At 59.2% G+C, this 17,906-nt stretch carries 16 protein-coding genes; 7 read left to right on the top strand and 9 right to left on the bottom strand.

Annotated features, from left to right (window positions below; translation table 11 throughout):
- Positions 1-12: 12 nt before the first annotated feature.
- The 8 genes from BTE54_RS06510 to BTE54_RS06475 all read right to left on the bottom strand — a co-directional run bounded on the left by BTE54_RS06510 (position 13) and on the right by BTE54_RS06475 (position 9,655).
- Positions 13-1,218: an MFS transporter gene (locus tag BTE54_RS06510; protein ID WP_198939088.1), complete on the bottom strand. Its 1,206-nt coding sequence runs from the start codon at positions 1,216-1,218 to the stop codon at positions 13-15.
- A gap of 46 nt (positions 1,219-1,264) precedes the next feature.
- Positions 1,265-1,912 carry a TetR/AcrR family transcriptional regulator gene (locus tag BTE54_RS06505; RefSeq protein WP_078051952.1) on the bottom strand — a complete coding sequence of 216 codons (648 nt, stop codon included), beginning with the start codon at positions 1,910-1,912 and terminating at the stop codon, positions 1,265-1,267.
- A 145-nt stretch (positions 1,913-2,057) separates the two neighbouring features.
- A complete protein-coding gene (locus BTE54_RS06500) occupies positions 2,058-2,774 on the bottom strand; it encodes a ParA family protein (RefSeq protein ID WP_078051836.1) in 717 nt (238 codons plus the stop codon).
- Positions 2,775-3,159: 385 nt separating this feature from the next.
- Positions 3,160-4,305, bottom strand: a complete 1,146-nt coding sequence (locus BTE54_RS06495; RefSeq protein WP_078051835.1) for an iron-containing alcohol dehydrogenase — start codon at positions 4,303-4,305, stop codon at positions 3,160-3,162.
- The gene (locus tag BTE54_RS06490) at positions 4,302-5,690 is read right to left on the bottom strand and encodes an aldehyde dehydrogenase family protein (RefSeq protein ID WP_078051834.1); all 1,389 of its coding nucleotides are present in this window, start codon (positions 5,688-5,690) and stop codon (positions 4,302-4,304) included. The genes BTE54_RS06495 and BTE54_RS06490 overlap by 4 nt, the downstream gene beginning before the upstream one ends.
- A gap of 18 nt (positions 5,691-5,708) precedes the next feature.
- Positions 5,709-7,076 carry a glutamine synthetase family protein gene (locus BTE54_RS06485; RefSeq protein WP_078051833.1) on the bottom strand — a complete coding sequence of 456 codons (1,368 nt, stop codon included), beginning with the start codon at positions 7,074-7,076 and terminating at the stop codon, positions 5,709-5,711.
- 64 nt (positions 7,077-7,140) lie between these two features.
- Complete coding sequence (locus BTE54_RS06480) at positions 7,141-8,655, bottom strand: amino acid permease (RefSeq protein WP_065655788.1); 1,515 nt, start codon at positions 8,653-8,655, stop codon at positions 7,141-7,143.
- A 226-nt stretch (positions 8,656-8,881) separates the two neighbouring features.
- Positions 8,882-9,655 (bottom strand): N-formylglutamate amidohydrolase, encoded by a 774-nt coding sequence (locus BTE54_RS06475; RefSeq protein WP_078051832.1) that lies wholly within the window; start codon positions 9,653-9,655, stop codon positions 8,882-8,884.
- A gap of 174 nt (positions 9,656-9,829) precedes the next feature.
- Here BTE54_RS06475 and BTE54_RS06470 point away from each other — a divergent pair, with 174 nt between their 5' ends.
- The 6 genes from BTE54_RS06470 (at position 9,830) to BTE54_RS06440 (ending at position 16,079) form a co-directional block, all read left to right on the top strand.
- Positions 9,830-10,708, top strand: coding sequence for a MurR/RpiR family transcriptional regulator (locus tag BTE54_RS06470; protein WP_078051831.1), 879 nt, complete (start codon positions 9,830-9,832; stop codon positions 10,706-10,708).
- Positions 10,709-10,999: 291 nt separating this feature from the next.
- Positions 11,000-12,106, top strand: a complete 1,107-nt coding sequence (locus BTE54_RS06460) for an ABC transporter substrate-binding protein (protein WP_078051830.1) — start codon at positions 11,000-11,002, stop codon at positions 12,104-12,106.
- Between the two features lie 99 nt (positions 12,107-12,205).
- Positions 12,206-13,090, top strand: coding sequence for an ABC transporter permease subunit (locus BTE54_RS06455; protein ID WP_078051829.1), 885 nt, complete (start codon positions 12,206-12,208; stop codon positions 13,088-13,090).
- A complete protein-coding gene (locus tag BTE54_RS06450) occupies positions 13,087-13,869 on the top strand; it encodes an ABC transporter permease (RefSeq protein ID WP_078051828.1) in 783 nt (260 codons plus the stop codon). The genes BTE54_RS06455 and BTE54_RS06450 overlap by 4 nt, the downstream gene beginning before the upstream one ends.
- 12 nt (positions 13,870-13,881) lie before the next feature.
- Positions 13,882-14,940, top strand: a complete 1,059-nt coding sequence (locus tag BTE54_RS06445; protein ID WP_078051827.1) for an ABC transporter ATP-binding protein — start codon at positions 13,882-13,884, stop codon at positions 14,938-14,940.
- A 95-nt stretch (positions 14,941-15,035) separates the two neighbouring features.
- On the top strand, positions 15,036-16,079 hold the full coding sequence (locus tag BTE54_RS06440) for a zinc-dependent alcohol dehydrogenase family protein (protein ID WP_078051826.1): 1,044 nt from the start codon (positions 15,036-15,038) through the stop codon (positions 16,077-16,079).
- Between the two features lie 44 nt (positions 16,080-16,123).
- Here BTE54_RS06440 and BTE54_RS06435 read toward each other — a convergent pair whose 3' ends face one another.
- Positions 16,124-16,768: a hypothetical protein gene (locus tag BTE54_RS06435; protein WP_078051825.1), complete on the bottom strand. Its 645-nt coding sequence runs from the start codon at positions 16,766-16,768 to the stop codon at positions 16,124-16,126.
- A gap of 331 nt (positions 16,769-17,099) precedes the next feature.
- Between BTE54_RS06435 and BTE54_RS06430 the strand changes: the two genes are divergently transcribed.
- On the top strand, positions 17,100-17,876 hold the full coding sequence (locus tag BTE54_RS06430; protein WP_078051824.1) for an AAA family ATPase: 777 nt from the start codon (positions 17,100-17,102) through the stop codon (positions 17,874-17,876).
- The last annotated feature ends 30 nt before the right edge of the window (positions 17,877-17,906 follow it).

The following is a 17,906-nucleotide window of genomic DNA, read 5'->3' as shown; positions in this document are numbered from 1 at the left end:
TTTAATGGCGTTTCAGTCGCGTTTTTCCGTGAGGAAATAAAGCAGGGCTGCCACCGGCAAGGCGAAGCCGATCCACGAGGCGGCTTGCCATTCGCCGACGGCATAGGCCCAGCCGCCAACGGCGGAACCGATTGCGCCGCCCATGAAGAATGTCGCCATATAGATGCCGTTCAGGCGGCTGCGGAATTCCGCTTCGAGCGTGAAGATGGCACGCTGGCCAAGCACCAGATTGGTGGTGACGCCGAAATCCAGAACGATGGCGGCGACCACCAGAATGGCGAGCGCGAGATGCGAGCCTTCGGGCGCAAGATGTGTGACGGCGAAGGAGAGCGCCACCGCCACCAGGGCAAAGAAGGTGGCCGCACGCGTCCAGCCACGGTCCGCCATCCGCCCGGCAATCGGCGCGGCCACGGTGCCGGCCGCACCGGCCAGCGCGAAAAGCGCGATCTCACCCTGGCTCAGATTGAAATGCGGTCCGCTCAGATAAAGCGGCGTCGTGGTCCAGAACAGGCTGAAGGCCGCAAACAGGAAGGCGTGATAGATCGCCCGCCGCCGCAGGATCGGCGTGTGCAGCGCCAGCCGGCCCATCGAAGCCATCAATGCGCCGTAGCTCAGCCGCGCATCGGGCATACGGGCGGGCAGAAGCCGGAAAAGCACCACGGCAAGAAGCGCCATGACGGCCGCCGAGGTCAGAAACACACCGCGCCAGGAGACCACTTCAGACAGCAGGCTGGAAACCGGGCGCGCCAGCATGATGCCGGCCATCAGCCCGCTCATGACATTGCCGACCACCCGGCCGCGAATGGCATGCGGCGCCATGTGGGCGGCATAGGGAACGATGACCTGCACCGCCACGGAACTGACGCCGACCAGAAAGGCCGCAATCAGAAACGGGGCCGCATGCGGCGCGAATGCCGCCGCCACGAGGGAAAGCACCGCCATCGCAACGGCGCTGACCACCAGCTTGCGGTTTTCAACGAGATCGCCGAGCGGCACGACAAACAGTAGACCGATACCGTAACCGATCTGGGTCAGGGTCACGATCAGCCCCGTCGCACCCGCAGAAAGACCAAGTTCCGCCCCGATGATACCGGCCAGCGGCTGGCCATAATAAAGATTGGCGGCAATCAGTCCGCAGGCTGTTGCCAAGAGGAACGTCAAGGCCGGGGAAATGGATGTTGCCTCGACATCATCCCCTTCAATTACACGCGTCGTCATCATTTTCTCCAATATGGAAACAATTGTTTCCTAAATAGTCACAAAATCACTCGGCAAGCTTCATGGCAATATCCACCACGGCCACCATGTCTTTGAGGCTGCGCCCCGTCTTTCCCACCACGCGCATGCCGTACATCATGCACAGCATCGCCCGGGCGAGATCATCGGGATCGGCCTTCGAACGCACGGAACCATCCTTCTGCCCTTCAGCAACGAGGCGGGCGACAATTCGCTCCCTCGCCTTCACCGCCCGCTCGACCACGATTGCAATATCGTCATCCAGAGCCGCCAGATCGGCAGCAGCACCAACCACCAGACATCCATCGGAACCGACACCGCCATGCGACCGTTCCGCATAGAACATCAGGCCTGCCCTAATGCGCTCATAACCGGTATCGAAACCAGCCACCGCAGCCTCGAAACGCTCGGTCTGCACGATCCTGTAGCGTTCCATCGTGGCGATGAAGATGGCTTTCTTGTCCTTGAAGGCCTTGTAAAGACTACCCTGTGCCAGTTCCATCGCATCGGTGAGATCACCGACGGAGGTGGCATGATAACCGCGTCTGGAAAAAACCCGGATCGCCCCATCGAGCGCGCGGTCGACGTCAAACTCGCGCGGCCTGCCGCGATGGCGCTGTTCCGGTGAATTGGTGTGGTTGATATTGCTCATGGCCGGAATATAGGAAACGATCATTTCCAAATCAAGCGAATAATGAAACCGGCGCGGAAAAACGTCGACCGATGCCCGAACAAGCTCAACGGCCGCCAATGGTCCAAGGCATCATCATCCGTCTGCGGTGATGAAGACCGCAGAAGGATAGAAGGCCGAAATCAATGTTTCAGGCGGCCTTGCGGGTGAAAAGGCGAGCCGGTTGCGTGCCGAGCCGCAAAAGACGTTTCGGCAGCAGGCCGACAACTTCGGTGGCGAAGGATTTCGCGTTCTCCACCGCCTTGTCGATATTGCTGACCTTGTCCTTATCGAGACGGAGGAGCGTACCACCATAATCGAAAATATCGCGATAGGCCGCTCTCTCGACAATCGGCGTATTGAGCACCGAGACGTTCTTTTCCGCCAGCAGCATTTTGACGAGCAGCAGGGAGCGCGTCGCCACCATGGCGTTGACCCGTGTCAGTACGATTGAATGGGCGATAGCCTTGCCCATCTTGCGGTTCAGGAATTCGATGTGATCCAGAACCTCGGCAGCGCCGCGCGCATCCATGGCTGAACCTTGAACCGGGATCAGCACATGATCGGAAATGCCGAGCGCCATGGTCAGAAGCGGGCTTTTCGCACCCGGCAGGTCGATGATGAAACAGTCGGTATTGGTTTTATTCTCGCGAATATGGCCTTCAAGCGAAGCCATCGTTACATGCGAAATCACCGAGAGATTTTCGATCTCGCCGGACAAGTCGTGCCAGCGGGAAATCCACAATTGCGGATCGGCGTCCAGAACGGTCACGCGGTGACCGCTGCGGGCCAGTTCGGTTGCCAGAAGCAGCACTGCTGTCGTTTTTCCGGCACCGCCCTTGGTATTGGCGAAAGTGATGACTGACATGACACCCCCTGTTGGTCAGAGCCGTTTCATGCTCATTCACGCACCGAAGCAATTCATGGTGCTTTCCATAACCTTAACGAACATAGTTAAGAAAAGGCTAAGAACCGTTATGCCGCGCAACGAAAAGCCCGCGACCGGGTCGTCGCGGGCTTCATGAATTAGAGATCGTACGTGGCTCGCTCCCCGTGCAGGGCACGACGTTGCCACTCGTTTCTTCTCCCCGCCGGGGAGAAGGTGGCCCGAAGGGTCGGATGAGGGGGCAACGTCAGCGAGAGACCGAGAGCTTGGCCCCTCATCCCGCTGCCGCGACCTTCTCCCCGGCGGGGAGAAGAAACAAGCGGCACCCTCTCAACCTCTCACAAACCTGACGAATAAAGGTCGCTCATCAAAAGCAGTCCTCGAACAACTTCTTCGTATTCTCCAGCGTCATCGGCACCGGATTACCGCCGCAGCTCGGATCCTTGATCGCTTCCGCCGCCAGTTCGTCGATACGATCCGGCTTGATGCCCATGGCGGTGAGATTCTCCGGCACGCCGAGTTCCCTGCGAAGCTCCAGCACATAGTCATAGAAGCCGTCGAAACCGCCGGAGATACCGAGATAGGCGGCCGCGCGGGCAATCTTGTCCTCGATGGCTGGACGGTTGAAGCGCAGCACCGCCGGCATGACGACGGCATTGGTCATGCCGTGATGGGTGTTGTAGACCGCGCCGATCGGATGCGAGAGCGAATGAATGGCGCCGAGACCCTTCTGGAAGGCAACCGCCCCCATCGCCGCCGCCGCCATCATGTTGGTGCGCGCTTCGATATCCGTGCCGTCCTTATAGGCGCGCGGAAGGAATTCCTTGACGAGCCGCAGCCCCTCCAGCGCCACACCGGCGCTCATAGGATGATAGAAGGGCGAGGAATAGGCCTCGAGGCAATGGGCAAAGGCGTCCATGCCCGTGCCCGCCGTGATGACCTTCGGCATGCCGACAGTCAGTTCCGGATCGCAGATGACGACGCCGGGCAGAAGCTTCGGATGGAAGATGATCTTCTTCACATGGGTCTGCGAATTGGTGATGACGCTGGCGCGGCCGACTTCCGAACCGGTGCCCGCCGTCGTCGGAACCGCGACGATGGGCGCGATCTTTGAAGCGTCCGCTCGGGTCCACCAGTCACCGATATCCTCGAAATCCCAGACCGGGCGCGTCTGCCCGGCCATGAAGGCGATGGTCTTGCCGAGATCGAGGCCAGAGCCGCCGCCGAAGGCGACGACGCCGTCATGGCCGCCATCGCGATAGGCCTTCACGCCGGCTTCCATGTTGATCTCGTTGGGATTCGGATCGACCTCGGCAAAGATCGCCCGGCCGAGACCCGCCTCTTCCAGCACGTCGAGCGCATGCGCTGTTATCGCCATATTGGCAAGGCCGCGATCCGTAACGAGCAGCGGCTTCTTGATGCCGAGCGTCTTGCAGGCTTCCGCCAGTTCCTTGATCCGGCCACGGCCAAGCTTGACGGCGGTGGGGTAGCTCCAGTTGGCGACGATATTCATTTCGTGACTTTCTTCAGATGGTAGGATTTCGGGCGGGTCAGGTTCTGGAAGCCGAGGACGGAGAGCGAACCGCCACGGCCCGTTTCCTTCACACCGGTCCAGCAAAGCGCCGGGTCGAGATAGTCCGCACGGTTCATGAACACGGTGCCGGTTTCGATCTCGCGGCCGATGCGCCCGGCGCGGGCGGCATCCTGCGTCCAGAGCGAGGCGGTCAGCCCGTATTTGCTGTCATTCATCAGCGCGATGGCTTCGTCATCGTTCTTGACCTTCATGATGCCGACCGCCGGGCCGAAGGTTTCTTCGGTCATGAACTCCATGGAGTGATCGACATTGACGAGGACTTGCGGCGCGACATAGGCGCTTTCGCCATCATCGGCAGGGAATAGCTTCGGATCGACCAGCGCTTTCGCGCCCTTGGCAATAGCATCCGCGATCTGCGCACGCACCACCTTGGCAAAACGTTTGTTGGCCATCGGCCCGAGCGTGGTTTCCTGCTCCAGCGGATTGCCGAGCTTGTAGTTCGAAACCCACGCCACGGACTTCTCGACGAATGCGTCATAGAGGTTTTCATTGACGTAGATGCGCTCGATGCCGCAGCAGCATTGCCCGGAATTATAGGTCGCGCCATCCATCAGCGTATCGACGGCGGCGTCGAGATCGGCATCCTCCATCACGTAACCGGGGTCCTTGCCGCCGAGTTCAAGCCCGAGACCGGTGAAGGTGCCGGCAGCGGCACGTTCGATGGCACGGCCGCCTTCCACCGAACCAGTGAAGTTGACGAAATTGAACAGTCCCTCGGAAATGAGCGCCGAGGTCGTGCCATGGTCGAGGAAGACATTGATGAAGACATCGTCAGGCACGCCGGCCTCAACGAAAGCCCGCACCATGCGCTCGCCCACCAGTAGCGTCTGCGCCGCATGTTTGATGACGACCGTATTGCCGGCCATCAAGGCGGGCGCGACGGTGTTGATCGCCGTCATGTAAGGATAATTCCACGGCGCGATGACGAAGACCACGCCATGCGCTTCGCGCTCGATGCGGCGTTCGAAATTGCCGCTTTCCTCGATGACGAGGGGTGCCAGCGCATCGGCGGCGATGGAGGCGACATAGTTGGAGCGTTCATTGAAGCCCTTGAATTCGCCGCCATAACGCACCGGACGACCCATCATATGGGCAAGTTCCGGCACGACCTCATCCACCATTTCGTTGAGGCGGGCGACACCCTTCAGAACCAGCTGAACGCGGTCCTCAAGCGGACGCCGCGCCCAGTCCTTTTGCGCCTTGCGCGCTTTCGAAACGGCGGCACGCGCCGCCTCCAGCGACATCGCCTCCCGCTCGGCATAAACCGAGCCGTCGATGGGCGAGATATTCTGGATCATGGTCATGATGTTTTCCCGTAATGATTAGGCTCGTTCGAAACCGCGCGCCACTTCCCAGTCGGTCACGCGGCGGTCGTATTCTTCCTGCTCCCATCGTCCGGCATGGACGTAATGATCGATCACATCGTCGCCAAAGGCGTCGCGCAGCATTTTCGATCCGTCCAGAAAGGCAGTGGCGTCACGCAGGGTCTTGGGTATCTCGCGCACGTCCTTGCCGCCATAGGCATCGCCGACAAAAGCGGGCTCAAGTTCGAGTTTATTTTCGATGCCGTCAATGCCTGCCGCAAGCAGGGCAGCCATGGCGAGATAGGGATTGAGATCGGAGCCGCCGACGCGGCATTCGATGCGGATGCCCTTGGTGCCTTCACCGCAGAGACGATATCCGGCCGTGCGGTTGTCGAGGCTCCAGATCGCCTTGGTGGGCGCAAAGGTGCCGGCCATGAACCGCTTGTAGGAGTTGATGTAGGGCGCCAGAAAATAGGTGATCTCGCTGGCATGGGCCAGAAGCCCGGCAACATAATGCCGCATCAGCTCCGACATGCCATGCTTGGCGTCCTTGTCCAGGAACGCCGGGGTCTTGCCGTCGAGGCTCCATAGCGACTGGTGGATGTGTGAAGAACTGCCGGCGGCATTGTAATTCCACTTGGCGAGGAAAGTCACCGCCTTGCCCTTGGACCAGGCGATTTCCTTGGTGGCGTTCTTGATGATGGCGTGCCGGTCGGCCATGGTCAGCGCCTCGGCATAACGCACATTGATTTCCGCCTGACCGGGAGACGCCTCGCCCTTGGAATTCTCGACCGGAATTCCCGCGCCCTGCAGGCCCTTGCGCAGCGCCCGCATGACGTCCTCTTCCTTGGTCGTCTGGAAGATATGGTAATCCTCGTTGTAACCGCTGGCGAGGTTCAGCCCCCTGTAGCCGCTGGCGCGCGCCGCATCGAAAGTCTGGTCGAACAGGAAAAATTCCAGCTCGGTCGCCATGAAGGCCTTCAGCCCCATGGCCTCCAGTCGCGCCACCTGCTTTTTCAAGAGCGCGCGCGGTGAATGCGGCACTTCTTCGTGGGTATGATGATCGAGCACATCGCACAGCACCAGCGCCGTGCCTTCCAGCCACGGCACACGCCGCAGCGTCGAAAGATCGGGTTTCAGCACATAGTCGCCATAACCCTTTTCCCAGCTGGAGGATTTGTAACCGGGAACGGTTTCCATCTCCATGTCGGTGGCAAGCACGTAATTGCAGCTATGGGTTTCCTCAAAGGCGCTTTCAACGAAGAACTCCGCCTGGAACCGTTTGCCCATCAGACGCCCCTGCATGTCGACAAGGCAGGCCAGAACCGTGTCGATGCGCCCCTCGGCGACATCCATCTTAAGCGCGTCGAATGTGTAGCTCGTCATTTTGTCCGTTCCCTTTATTGTCGTGGCCGGGCGGCCGGAATGCGGCCGCCCGTTTGTTTGAGCATCAGGCCTTTGCAGCCGCTGCGGCAACCGCAGCCTGCTTGTGCTCCAGCGCGAACTCCTCTTCCGGCGACAGGATGAGGCGGTGGCGGCCGATGAAGGCAAAGTAGGCGATTGCCACGGCAAACCAGACAGCAACCCAGAGCACGCCCTTGGTGAAATTCGGATCCTGGATCTGGTAAAGCAGCGTGACGATGGCGATGATGACCGTCAGCACCGCGCCCGGAATGCCGAAGGGCGAGCGGAACGGCCGCTCGATATGCGGCAGGTTCTTCCTGAGCAGAATGAAGGAAATCGCCTGCATGATGTAGGAGAACATCGCACCGAAGACGGCCATGTTCAAAAGCACGCTGCCGATGATGCTGCCGCCCTGTTCCGCACCCAGCGCGAACCAGATGACGAGCATGACCGCCAAGCCGACAATCGCGCCGGTGATGTTGGCAACGTATGGCGTGCGATACTTGGAATGGGTGATCGACAGCACGGTCGGGAAGTAACCCGCACGCGACAGCGAATAGATCTGCCGGCCCTGCGCGTAGAGGATCGTATGGAAGCTGGCGATCAGGCCGGTCAAGGCAACGAGACCCAGCACCACCACGCCGCCATCGCCATAGATCGCCTTGAAACCATCGAGCAGCGGCTCAAGCGAGGAGCTGAGATGGAAGGCGCCGACGCCCGGCAGGGACGGGTTGAGCAGCACGATCATGAAGGCCGAAACCATCAGCGTGACCATGCCGAGGATGATGCCCTTCGGCATGTCGCGCTTGGGATCGACCGATTCTTCCGCCGCCAGCGGCAGTTGCTCGATGGCGAGGAACAGCCAGACCGCGAAAGGCAGCGTGGCGAGAACGCCCGAGAACCCGAAGGGGAAGAAGGAGCCGCCGCCTTCCGGCAACTCCACCGCCTTGCCGTCAGGGCCGACACCGATGTTGAGCGCAAAACGCGAAAAATCGATGTTCGGGATGGCGCTGATCCAGAAGAACACCAGAACGGCAAGCGAAATCAGCGTGATGACCAGCGTAACCTTGAAGGAAAGCTCAAGCCCGAAGACATTGAGCGCAAGGAATATCGCGTAAAACGCTATCCACACGAAAGGTGAATAGGCGGGATCGAGACCGAGAATGGAGTTCACATAGGCCGTGATGAAGGTGACGACGACCGCCGGCGTCAACACATATTCAACATTCTCGCAAAGCCCGGTAATGAAGCCGCCCCATGGGCCCATGGCCGTGCGGGCGAAGGAATAGGCCGCACCGGTATGTGGCAAGGCCGGGCTCATTTCCGCAATCGAAAATGTCAGCCCGAGATACATGATGGCGATGATGATGCCCGCCACCAGCATGCCGCCCCAGCCGCCGGTGGAAAAGCCGAAATTCCATCCGGAAAAATGCCCGGAAATGACCGCGCCGACGCCGAGCGACCAGAGCGACCACACGCCCGCATAACGGGATAGTCCGCGTTTTTCGAAATAGGATGCATCAGCCTTCTTGTAGCTGACGCCTGACGATGAACTGTCCATGCCCTTCTCTCCCGAATAAGAAAAAAACAAGCCAGTCAGCCGTTATTGGCCGATTGTGCCCCAGTTTCCGGCTTCACCCGGGAGTCTCCCGCGATTGGCCGCACGCACTTGCTGTTCCCTTGCCGCTTCGTGTTTTTCCGGCTGCATGGCCGGTTTTTATAAAATGGCGGCAGTCTCACCTGGCAGCCGGCCTCGGTGTTTTCACCGTCGGCCGGCCATAGCTCCCTCACTCATCGATCGATGAGAGCGCTTTCCCCATAAGCTCGTGGAGAAACCCGGCGATTGCCGCCTGCTCTCCTTCATTGGTGATGAGATCGTTGCGGATCTCGATCATGACGTTCAAAAGCCCGTCCGGCAGCGCATGCAGCCGCAGCGTATGCGTCACGCCGTCTTCCGGGCCATAGGGATCGTTGCGATTGACCGTGAGCGTGGACCCTTCAGCGCCCGCCAGCATCGCATCCGCGAGGCGGCTGTCGGTATCGTGCAGGATGCCGATCTCAACCTTTCGGAACCGGCCGTGATAAACGGGTGTGAAACTGTGGATGGTCACCACCACCACGTTGCGGCCATCCGCCTGCCGCTCGGCGATGATCTCGCTCACCCGGTCATGAAACGGCACATAAAGTGCGGAGGTGCGGGCGAACCGCTCCGCTTCGCTGAGATCGAAATTGCCGGGAATATCGTAAATCTCGCTTTTCACCGGCATGGCGGAAGGCGATTCGGGCGGCCGGTTGCAATCATAGACGAGACGCGAAAATCGCTGATAGACGAGCGTGGCGTCAAGTTTTTCCGAAAGCAGCCGGGCAACGGCCAGAGCGCCCGGATCCCAGGCTGCATGGCTCGAAAGCACCTCCGGCAAAAGACCCAATGTGCCGAATTTCTGCGGAATGGTGGCAGAGGCATGTTCGCAGACGAGAAGGACGTCGCCCTTCGCCGCCGCATTCTCGATGCCGACGGCCTGCCCTTCTGCTTCTGTGAAAAACCGTGACCGCAGCGTCATGCACGAACCCCACCCGGAACCCCCGCGTTCCGTCAACGCCGAAAAGAATTCTTCACATTATTGCGAGTGTCAAATGGAATTTTGAAATTTTCTCTTCATTTTCCCATTGACTCGATAGCTGGCACAGATGTTTATTTTAGCCATGCACCGGCAGAAGACCGGAAGGGGAAAAATTTGCGCAGCACGACGGCGACCGTGTCGGATGTCATTCATGCCCATTACGACGCACTGACCCGTTCGGAAAAACGGCTGGCGGAGAGCCTGCTCGGCAACTACCCCGTCTCCGGCCTCGGCAGCATCACCACCATTGCGGAAAATGCCGGCGTTTCGACGCCGACGGTGGCGCGCATGGTGCAGAAGCTCGGCTACAAGGGCTATCCGGAATTTCAGGCGCATCTGCACCAGGAACTGGAAGCGACGATTTCCGGCCCCATCGCCAAACATGACCGCTGGGCAACCAATGCGCCCGGCCTGCATATTCTCAACCGCTTCGCCGATGCCATCACCGGCAATCTGCGCGATACGCTGAGCGATCTCGACACCGCCGTCTTCGACAATGCCGCGGCGCTGCTTTCCGACCGCAAGCGCGGCATCTATTTCGTCGGCGGGCGCATCACCGGCGCGATTGCCGAATACTTCTTCACACATATGCAGGTGATCCGGCCGAGGACGACGCTGATGTCGTCGAATTCCAGCGCCTGGCCGCAATATATGCTGAACATGAGCGCCGGCGACATACTGGTTATCTTCGACATTCGCCGCTACGAGCACGACATGACGACGCTGGCTGAAGTGGCCAAGGCCAACGGCGTGCAGATCATTCTCTTCACCGATCAATGGACATCGCCGGTGGCGCGCCATGCGCTGCACACGTTCCGCGTCAGGATCGAAGCGCCCTCGGCATGGGATTCCTCGGTCGTTACGCTGTTCGTGGTCGAAGCGCTGATCGAAGCGGTGCAGAACGGCACCTGGGATGAAACCAGGGAACGCATGAACGCGCTTGAAGGCCTGTTCGAACAGACGCGGCTGTTCCGCAGACCGGACAGAACATGAAACTACATAGCCGGGCAACTTGCTTGACGCGGATGCCGCACGCTGATTGGATACCTGTCATCGCTACCAGCACGATAAAACAGGATAAGAAACCAAGCTGGGGAACATATCTGGCCACCACGGATCATGAGGGAATCTCCCGCAATTGCAGGCAAAAAAGCCGGGTGATGGCGGAAAACGGGCGTAAAGTGACGGAATCCGGATAAATAAATTGCAATCCAGCCGTCACATTAGCTTCATCGAGAATCCGTATCAGCGTCCGCAATATGAGAACACGAAGAGGAGAAAAAAGTGATCTCTCACTGCCGCCGACTGCTTGCTACGACCACTGCAATGGTCATCGCCTCCACCGCAATTGCCGCCGCTGAACCGAGCGCCGAGCTGATCGCGGCCGCCAAGAAGGAAGGCATGCTGACCACCGTCGCCCTGCCGCACGACTGGTGCGGCTACGGCGACGTCATCGCCGCTTTCAAGGCGAAGTACCCGGAAATCACCGTCAACGAACTGAACCCGGACGCCGGCTCTGCCGACGAAGTCGAAGCCATCAAGGCGAACAAGGACAACAAGGGCCCGCAGGCTCCTGACGTCGTTGACGTAGGTCTCGCTTTCGGCCCGCAGATGAAGGCCGAAGGCCTGCTGCAGCCTTACAAGGTCTCGACCTGGGACGAAATTCCTGACAACGTCAAGGATCCGGAAGGTTACTGGTACGGCGACTATTACGGCGTCATGTCGTTCTTTGTGAACAAGGACCTCGTGAAGAACACGCCGAAGGACTGGGCCGACCTGCTGAAGCCGGAATATTCCGGTCAGGTCGCACTTGCCGGCCCCCCGCTGACATCTAACCAGGCAATTCTCGGCGTTCTCGCCGCCGGTCTTGGCCAGGGCGCAAAGTCCGGCAAGGAAGCCGGTGAAGCAGGTCTGAAGTATTTCGCCGACCTCAACAAGGCAGGCAACTTCGTTCCGACCGTCGGCAAGGCCGGTACGCTCGCACAGGGTTCGACACCAATCATCATCGCCTGGGACTACAACGCGCTGTCCTGGAAAAAGACGCTGAACGACAACCCGCCGACAGAAGTCGTCGTGCCTGAAAAGGGTGTTTTGGCCGGCGTTTACGTGCAGGGCATTTCTGCCTATGCACCGCATCCGAACGCAGCGAAGCTCTGGATGGAGCATCTCTATTCCGACGACGGTCAGCTCGGCTGGCTGAAGGGCTATTGCCACCCGATCCGCTTCAACGCAATGGTCAAGGCCGGCAAGGTTCCGCAGGAACTGATCGACAGCCTGCCGCCGGCAGCGGCCTACGAAAAGGCTATCTTCCCGACGCTCGAGGAAGTTGACGCCAACAAGGCTGCCGTTACCGGTGGCTGGGACAAGACAGTCGGCGCGAACGTCAAGTAAGTTGTTGAAAACGCACCCCGGCTGAAGAAAGGCCGGGGTGTTTCTTTCGTGATAACCGCAATATATAGACCGTTTTAAAACGGCGTGTGGGGACAAGGCATGCCATCAACCAACACCGGCGGACCATCCGACGCGGGCAGAAAGCTGCCGCTTCACTGGATAGGTGTGCTGCCATTTGTCGTATTTGTTGCGATGTTTCTGATCATGCCGACGATGAAGATCGTCATCGGTGCATTTCAGGATCCGAGCGGCAGTTTCACCCTCGCCAATATTGCTGGGCTTTTCACGCCGGCGATCATGGGCGCTTTTACGATATCGATAAAAATCAGCCTCGCGTCGTCATTGCTGGGGTGTTTGATCGGTTTTTCCGTTGCAGCCGCCGTCATACTTGGCGGCCTTCCCAATGCGTTGCGCGGGCCACTGATGACCTTTTCCGGGGTCGCGTCGCAATTTGCCGGCGTTCCGCTGGCCTTCGCATTTCTCGCCACGCTCGGCCCGGTCGGCATATTGACGGTGTTCCTGAAATCCCAGCTGGGGATAGACCTCAGATTGATGGGCTTCAACCTCATCTCCTTCTGGGGGCTGACAATCACCTATCTCTTCTTCCAAATTCCGCTCATGATACTGATCATCGCTCCTGCCCTGGATGGGTTGAAGCGCGAATGGCGTGAGGCGGCGGAAGTTCTTGGCGCGACGGGAACGCAATATTGGCGATTTATCGCATTTCCCATCCTGCTGCCGTCACTGCTTGGCACATTCGCGCTCCTGTTCGCCAATGCTTTCGGTGCTGTTGCAACAGCAATAGCGCTGACCGGCTCTTCGCTTAACATTGCGCCCATTCTGCTTTTCGCCCAGATACGCGGCGACGTGCTCGGCGATCCCCATCTCGGTTACGCGCTTGCCTTCGGTATGATCGTCGTTACCGGTGTCGCCAACACACTTTATATCTGGCTGCGCGCCCGCAGCGAAAGGTGGCTGAAATGAAGCGTTTCTTCGCCTGGGGCGCGCTGATTTTCGGCCTGCTCTATTTCGCCCTGCCGCTGATCGGCATGACCAACTTCTCGCTGAAAATGCGGCGCGGCGAATACTCATTCGACGCCTATGGCAAGGTGCTGACCGATCCGCGTTTTCAGGAGACCTTCAGCTATTCTGTGGTGATGGCGCTGTTTACCATCGTTTTCGGCGTTCTGCTGGTGGTGCCCACCGCCTATTGGGTGCGCCTGAAACTGCCGGGTCTGCGGCCCTATATCGAATTCGTCACGCTCTTGCCGCTGGTCATCCCGGCCATCGTCATCGTCTTCGGTTATATCCGGCTTTACAACACCTCGAGCTGGCTGCCACTGACCGGCACGAGCTTCGGCACCAACCTGCTTTTGATGTTCGGTTATGCCACGCTGGCCTTGCCCTATATGTACCGCGCCGTCGATACCGGTCTCAGAACCATCGACGTGGCGACGCTGACGGAAGCAGCCCAAAGTCTCGGGGCGGGCTGGACGACCATCCTGTCGCGCATCATCCTTCCCAACGTTCTGGTCGCGGTGCTGTCCGGTGCGTTTTTGACCTTCGCCATCGTCATCGGTGAATTCACCATGGCGGCCCTTTTGAACCGCCCGGCCTTCGGCCCCTACATGCAGCTGCTCGGCGCCAACCGCGCCTATGAACCGGCCGCACTTGCCGTGATTTCCTTCGGCATCACCTGGGGTTGCCTGGGTCTGATCCAACTCGTTTCACGCTACCAGAAGGGCGCGCCTCCCAAGGCCTGAGGACAATATTTCATGAGCTTTTTGACACTTAGCAACATCAAGAAATCCTTCGGCTCCGTGCAGGTCGTCCATGATTTCAACATGGCCATCGAAAAGGGCGAATTCGTCTCCTTCCTCGGGCCATCGGGCTGCGGCAAGACCACCGTGCTGCGCATGATCGCCGGCTTCGAAACCCCGAGTGGCGGATCGATCGTCATCAACGGCAAGGACCAGACGGCGCTCAGACCGAACCAGCGCAATATCGGCATGGTGTTTCAGGCCTATGCGCTGTTCCCCAACATGAATGTCTATGAAAACGTCGCCTTCGGGCTCAAAGTCGCCGGCAAGCCGAAAGCCGAGATCGACGCCCGCGTGAAGGAAATGCTCCAGCTTATCCATCTGGAGCATCTGGCGGACCGTTACCCCTACCAGATGTCCGGCGGCCAGCAGCAGCGCGTGGCGCTTGCCCGCGCGCTCGCGCCGAAGCCGGAAGTACTTTTGCTGGACGAACCGCTCTCCGCGCTTGATGCGAAGATTCGCGTGTCGCTACGCGAAGAAATCCGCCAGATTCAGCAGAAACTCGGCATCACCACCATTTTCGTGACCCACGATCAGGAAGAGGCCCTGTCGATTTCTGACCGCATCGTCGTCATGAATGGCGGTCGCGCCGACCAGATCGGCTCCCCGTTCGATATCTACAACAAGCCCGCGACCCGCTTCGTCGCCTCTTTCGTCGGCACGCTGAACCTCATCGACGCCACTGTGGTCGATTCCTCATCCAACACCATCCGTGTCGGAGAGCAGCAGATCACCCTGCCGAAGCCGGTCGATGCAGCCACCGGCGAAAAAATCACGCTGGCGCTTCGCCCGGAGGCAGGCTCCCTGGGCAGCGATGCGAAAGGCGATGTCGCCATTTCCGGCCTCGTCACCTCCAGCCAGTTCCTCGGCTCCGTGATCCGCACCCGCCTCGATCTCGGCGGCTCGACCCTGTCTTTCGACATGTTCAACGATCCCGGCACAGCACCGCCCGCGGTCGGCGAGCAGGTGACGCTGAAATTCGCAGCCGGCGACCTGATGGTCATCAAGGACTAAAGCGCTTTTCCAGACGTGAAACCGCTTCGCCCATTTGCGGGACATGGTAGAGCAGGTATGACTTCGAACCTGCATACCAAACATGTGAGGCCATAATGCGCGCGCTTTTTTACGAACTGTTCGGCGAAACCCCGGTTGTTGCGTCGCTGCCCGATCCGGAACCGACCGATGGCGGCGTGGTCATCGAGGTAAAGGCGACCGGCCTCTGCCGCAGCGACTGGCACGGATGGATGGGTCATGACCCGGATATCCGCCTGCCGCATGTTCCCGGCCACGAATTCGCAGGCGTGGTCGCCGCCGTCGGCAAAAACGTCACCCGCTTCAAGACCGGCGACCGCGTCACCGTGCCCTTCGTCTCCGGCTGCGGTCATTGCCATGAATGCCGCTCCGGCAACCAGCAGGTCTGCGAGGCGCAGTTCCAGCCCGGCTTCACCCATTGGGGCTCCTTCGCCGAATATGTCGCCATCGATTATGCCGATCAGAATCTGGTGCACCTGCCGGAATCGATGACTTATGCGACCGCCGCCGGCCTCGGCTGCCGTTTCGCCACCTCCTTCCGGGCCGTGACTGATCAGGGACGCCTGAAGGGCGGCGAATGGCTGGCGGTCCATGGCTGCGGCGGCGTTGGCCTCTCCGCCATCATGATCGGCGCTGGCCTCGGCGCGCAGGTCGTCGCTATCGATATAGCCGAAGACAAGCTCGAACTTGCGCGGCAGCTTGGAGCAACCGCCACCATCAACAGCCGCGCGGTTGCCGATGTTGCCGAGGCGGTTCGCGAGGTGACGGGCGGCGGCGCGCATGTCTCTGTCGATGCGCTTGGCCACCCGCAGACCTGCTGCAACTCCATCAGCAACCTGCGTCGGCGCGGCCGCCATGTGCAGGTGGGCCTCATGCTGGCCGATCACGCCATGCCCGCCATCCCCATGGCCCGGGTGATCGCCCATGAGCTGGAGATCTACGGCAGCCATGGAATGCAGGCATGGCGTTACGAGGACATGCTGGCGATGATCGAAAGCGGCAGGCTCGCGCCGGAAAAGCTGATCGGCCGCCACATCACGCTTTCCGAGGCAGCAACCGCCCTGCCCGCCATGGACAGCTTTAAGGAAAGCGGCATCAGCATCATCGACCGGTTCGAATAGTGCAGGCTCCTGAGACCGCCTGAGGTTCAGGGATTTTGCACCGCTCAGGCGCTCCTGCGTCCGAATGTCCGGACCGCAGCGGTTCCTCGGGCAGACGCATGGGCCGGCGATGCTGCCGGGATACGCGCCGCGCGATCCGTCTGGCTATCGCTCCATTGACGGGTTACCAGCTGTTTCTTGCGGACCTCCAGCGGGTCGGGGGTGTCCTCCTCCTCCTGCCGCTTACTTCCCGCAATTGCGGAGATCGTCGCCAGTCGCGAAATCCACCGCACTAGCTGCATGCCCTTGTGAACAAGCACGAAGATACCAACAATTGCCACCGCTATGATAATCACGAGGTTCCAGGGCGCGTCGCTGGCCCTCGCCGCCCGCTCCATGCGGTCTTTTGTCGTCGGATCAAAACCAAGCGTCGCCTTCAGCCTGGCGATATCCGCATCGCTGAGCCTGCTGTAACGCTCGCCACTATACAGCACATAACCGCTCCTATCCCCGCTGTTGAGATAACCAATGTCGAACGCTTCCCCGTCGCGAAGAAAAGGCTCGTTATCCGGCAGATCGTAAACGAGATCGATCGTCTCGCCGCCGCCGAATCCGGGGATGGCAAAAAAGCGGGACTTCCGCGCCTCAGCTTCGCTCACGAATATCGCGGAAAATAGAAACGCGACCGAAAAAAGCGCAATATGCTTCATTCACTCTCTCCAACAACAACGAGAATGACAACAACTGGCATTGCTGAATTAATTTGAAGTTTATACTTACGATAATATCCTAATTTTAAGATAAGTATTGAATATATCTAATATTGATCGATTTATTACCAAAAATGTACTGTACTAATTTATAATAAAATGAACTTCGAACGATTCGGCATGACGTATCTCCGCCAAAGTGCCAAACCATTGGTGCGAACAGCGCCCCACGTTAAGCCGCAATCACACGCAATTGCTTTGAGCATAGCGCCGCGATGATGCGACAGAGCGCAACGTCGGCGAACATGACGGATTAGATAAGGAACGCGACATGCTGTTTCTCGATAGCGTAACCATGAAAGAGACCCCGGACGGAAGAGACGACTATCCCTTCTCCGTTCCGGCGCTACGCCACCTGGAACGCCTCGAATTCAAGACGCCGATCACCTTTTTCGCCGGTAATAACGGCTCGGGAAAATCGACACTGCTGGAGGGTCTGGCGGCGGGAATGACGGCCTATGCCATCGGCAATCATGGCCAGGTCAAGGGTGATCTCTATCTCCAGCATGCCGAAACCGTGGCGAAGGCCTTCTATTTTGCCCGCAAAAAATATCCGAAGATCCGCATGTTTCTGCGCGCGGAAGACGTGCTTGGCTATATCCGTCGACAGAACGAGGAAGCACTGGACGATTTTCGCTGGGAGCGGGAAAAGGCTTTAAAAAACGGCGAGTATTTTCCGGAGGAAACGCCGGAGACATTTCGCGGGATTGTCAGGAACAACAGCCTCGACCGGCGATCGCATGGCGAAGGCTTCCTCGATATCATGCATCAGCGCGTGCATGGCGCCGGCCTCTATTTTCTCGACGAACCGGAAAGCCCGCTTTCGCCGCAAAAGCAGCTCGAACTGGCAGCCCTTATCCGCGACGCCGCCGATAGCGGCGGACAATTGATTATCGCTACGCATTCGCCGGTGCTTTTGGCCATTCCCGAGGCGACGATTTATTACTTCGATGAGGATGGCATCACCGAGCGCCTCTATGACGAACTGGAAAACATCAGCTTTCTGCGGCGCTTTCTCGATCGCCCCTCGAAATACCTGAGTGATTGAGCATCGATAAGGCTTGAAATCGTGCCGCTC

The sequence above is a fragment of the Agrobacterium sp. YIC 4121 genome, from assembly GCF_002008205.1.
GTDB lineage: Bacteria > Pseudomonadota > Alphaproteobacteria > Rhizobiales > Rhizobiaceae > Agrobacterium > Agrobacterium leguminum.
This window is presented reverse-complemented; position numbering and strand designations above follow the sequence as displayed.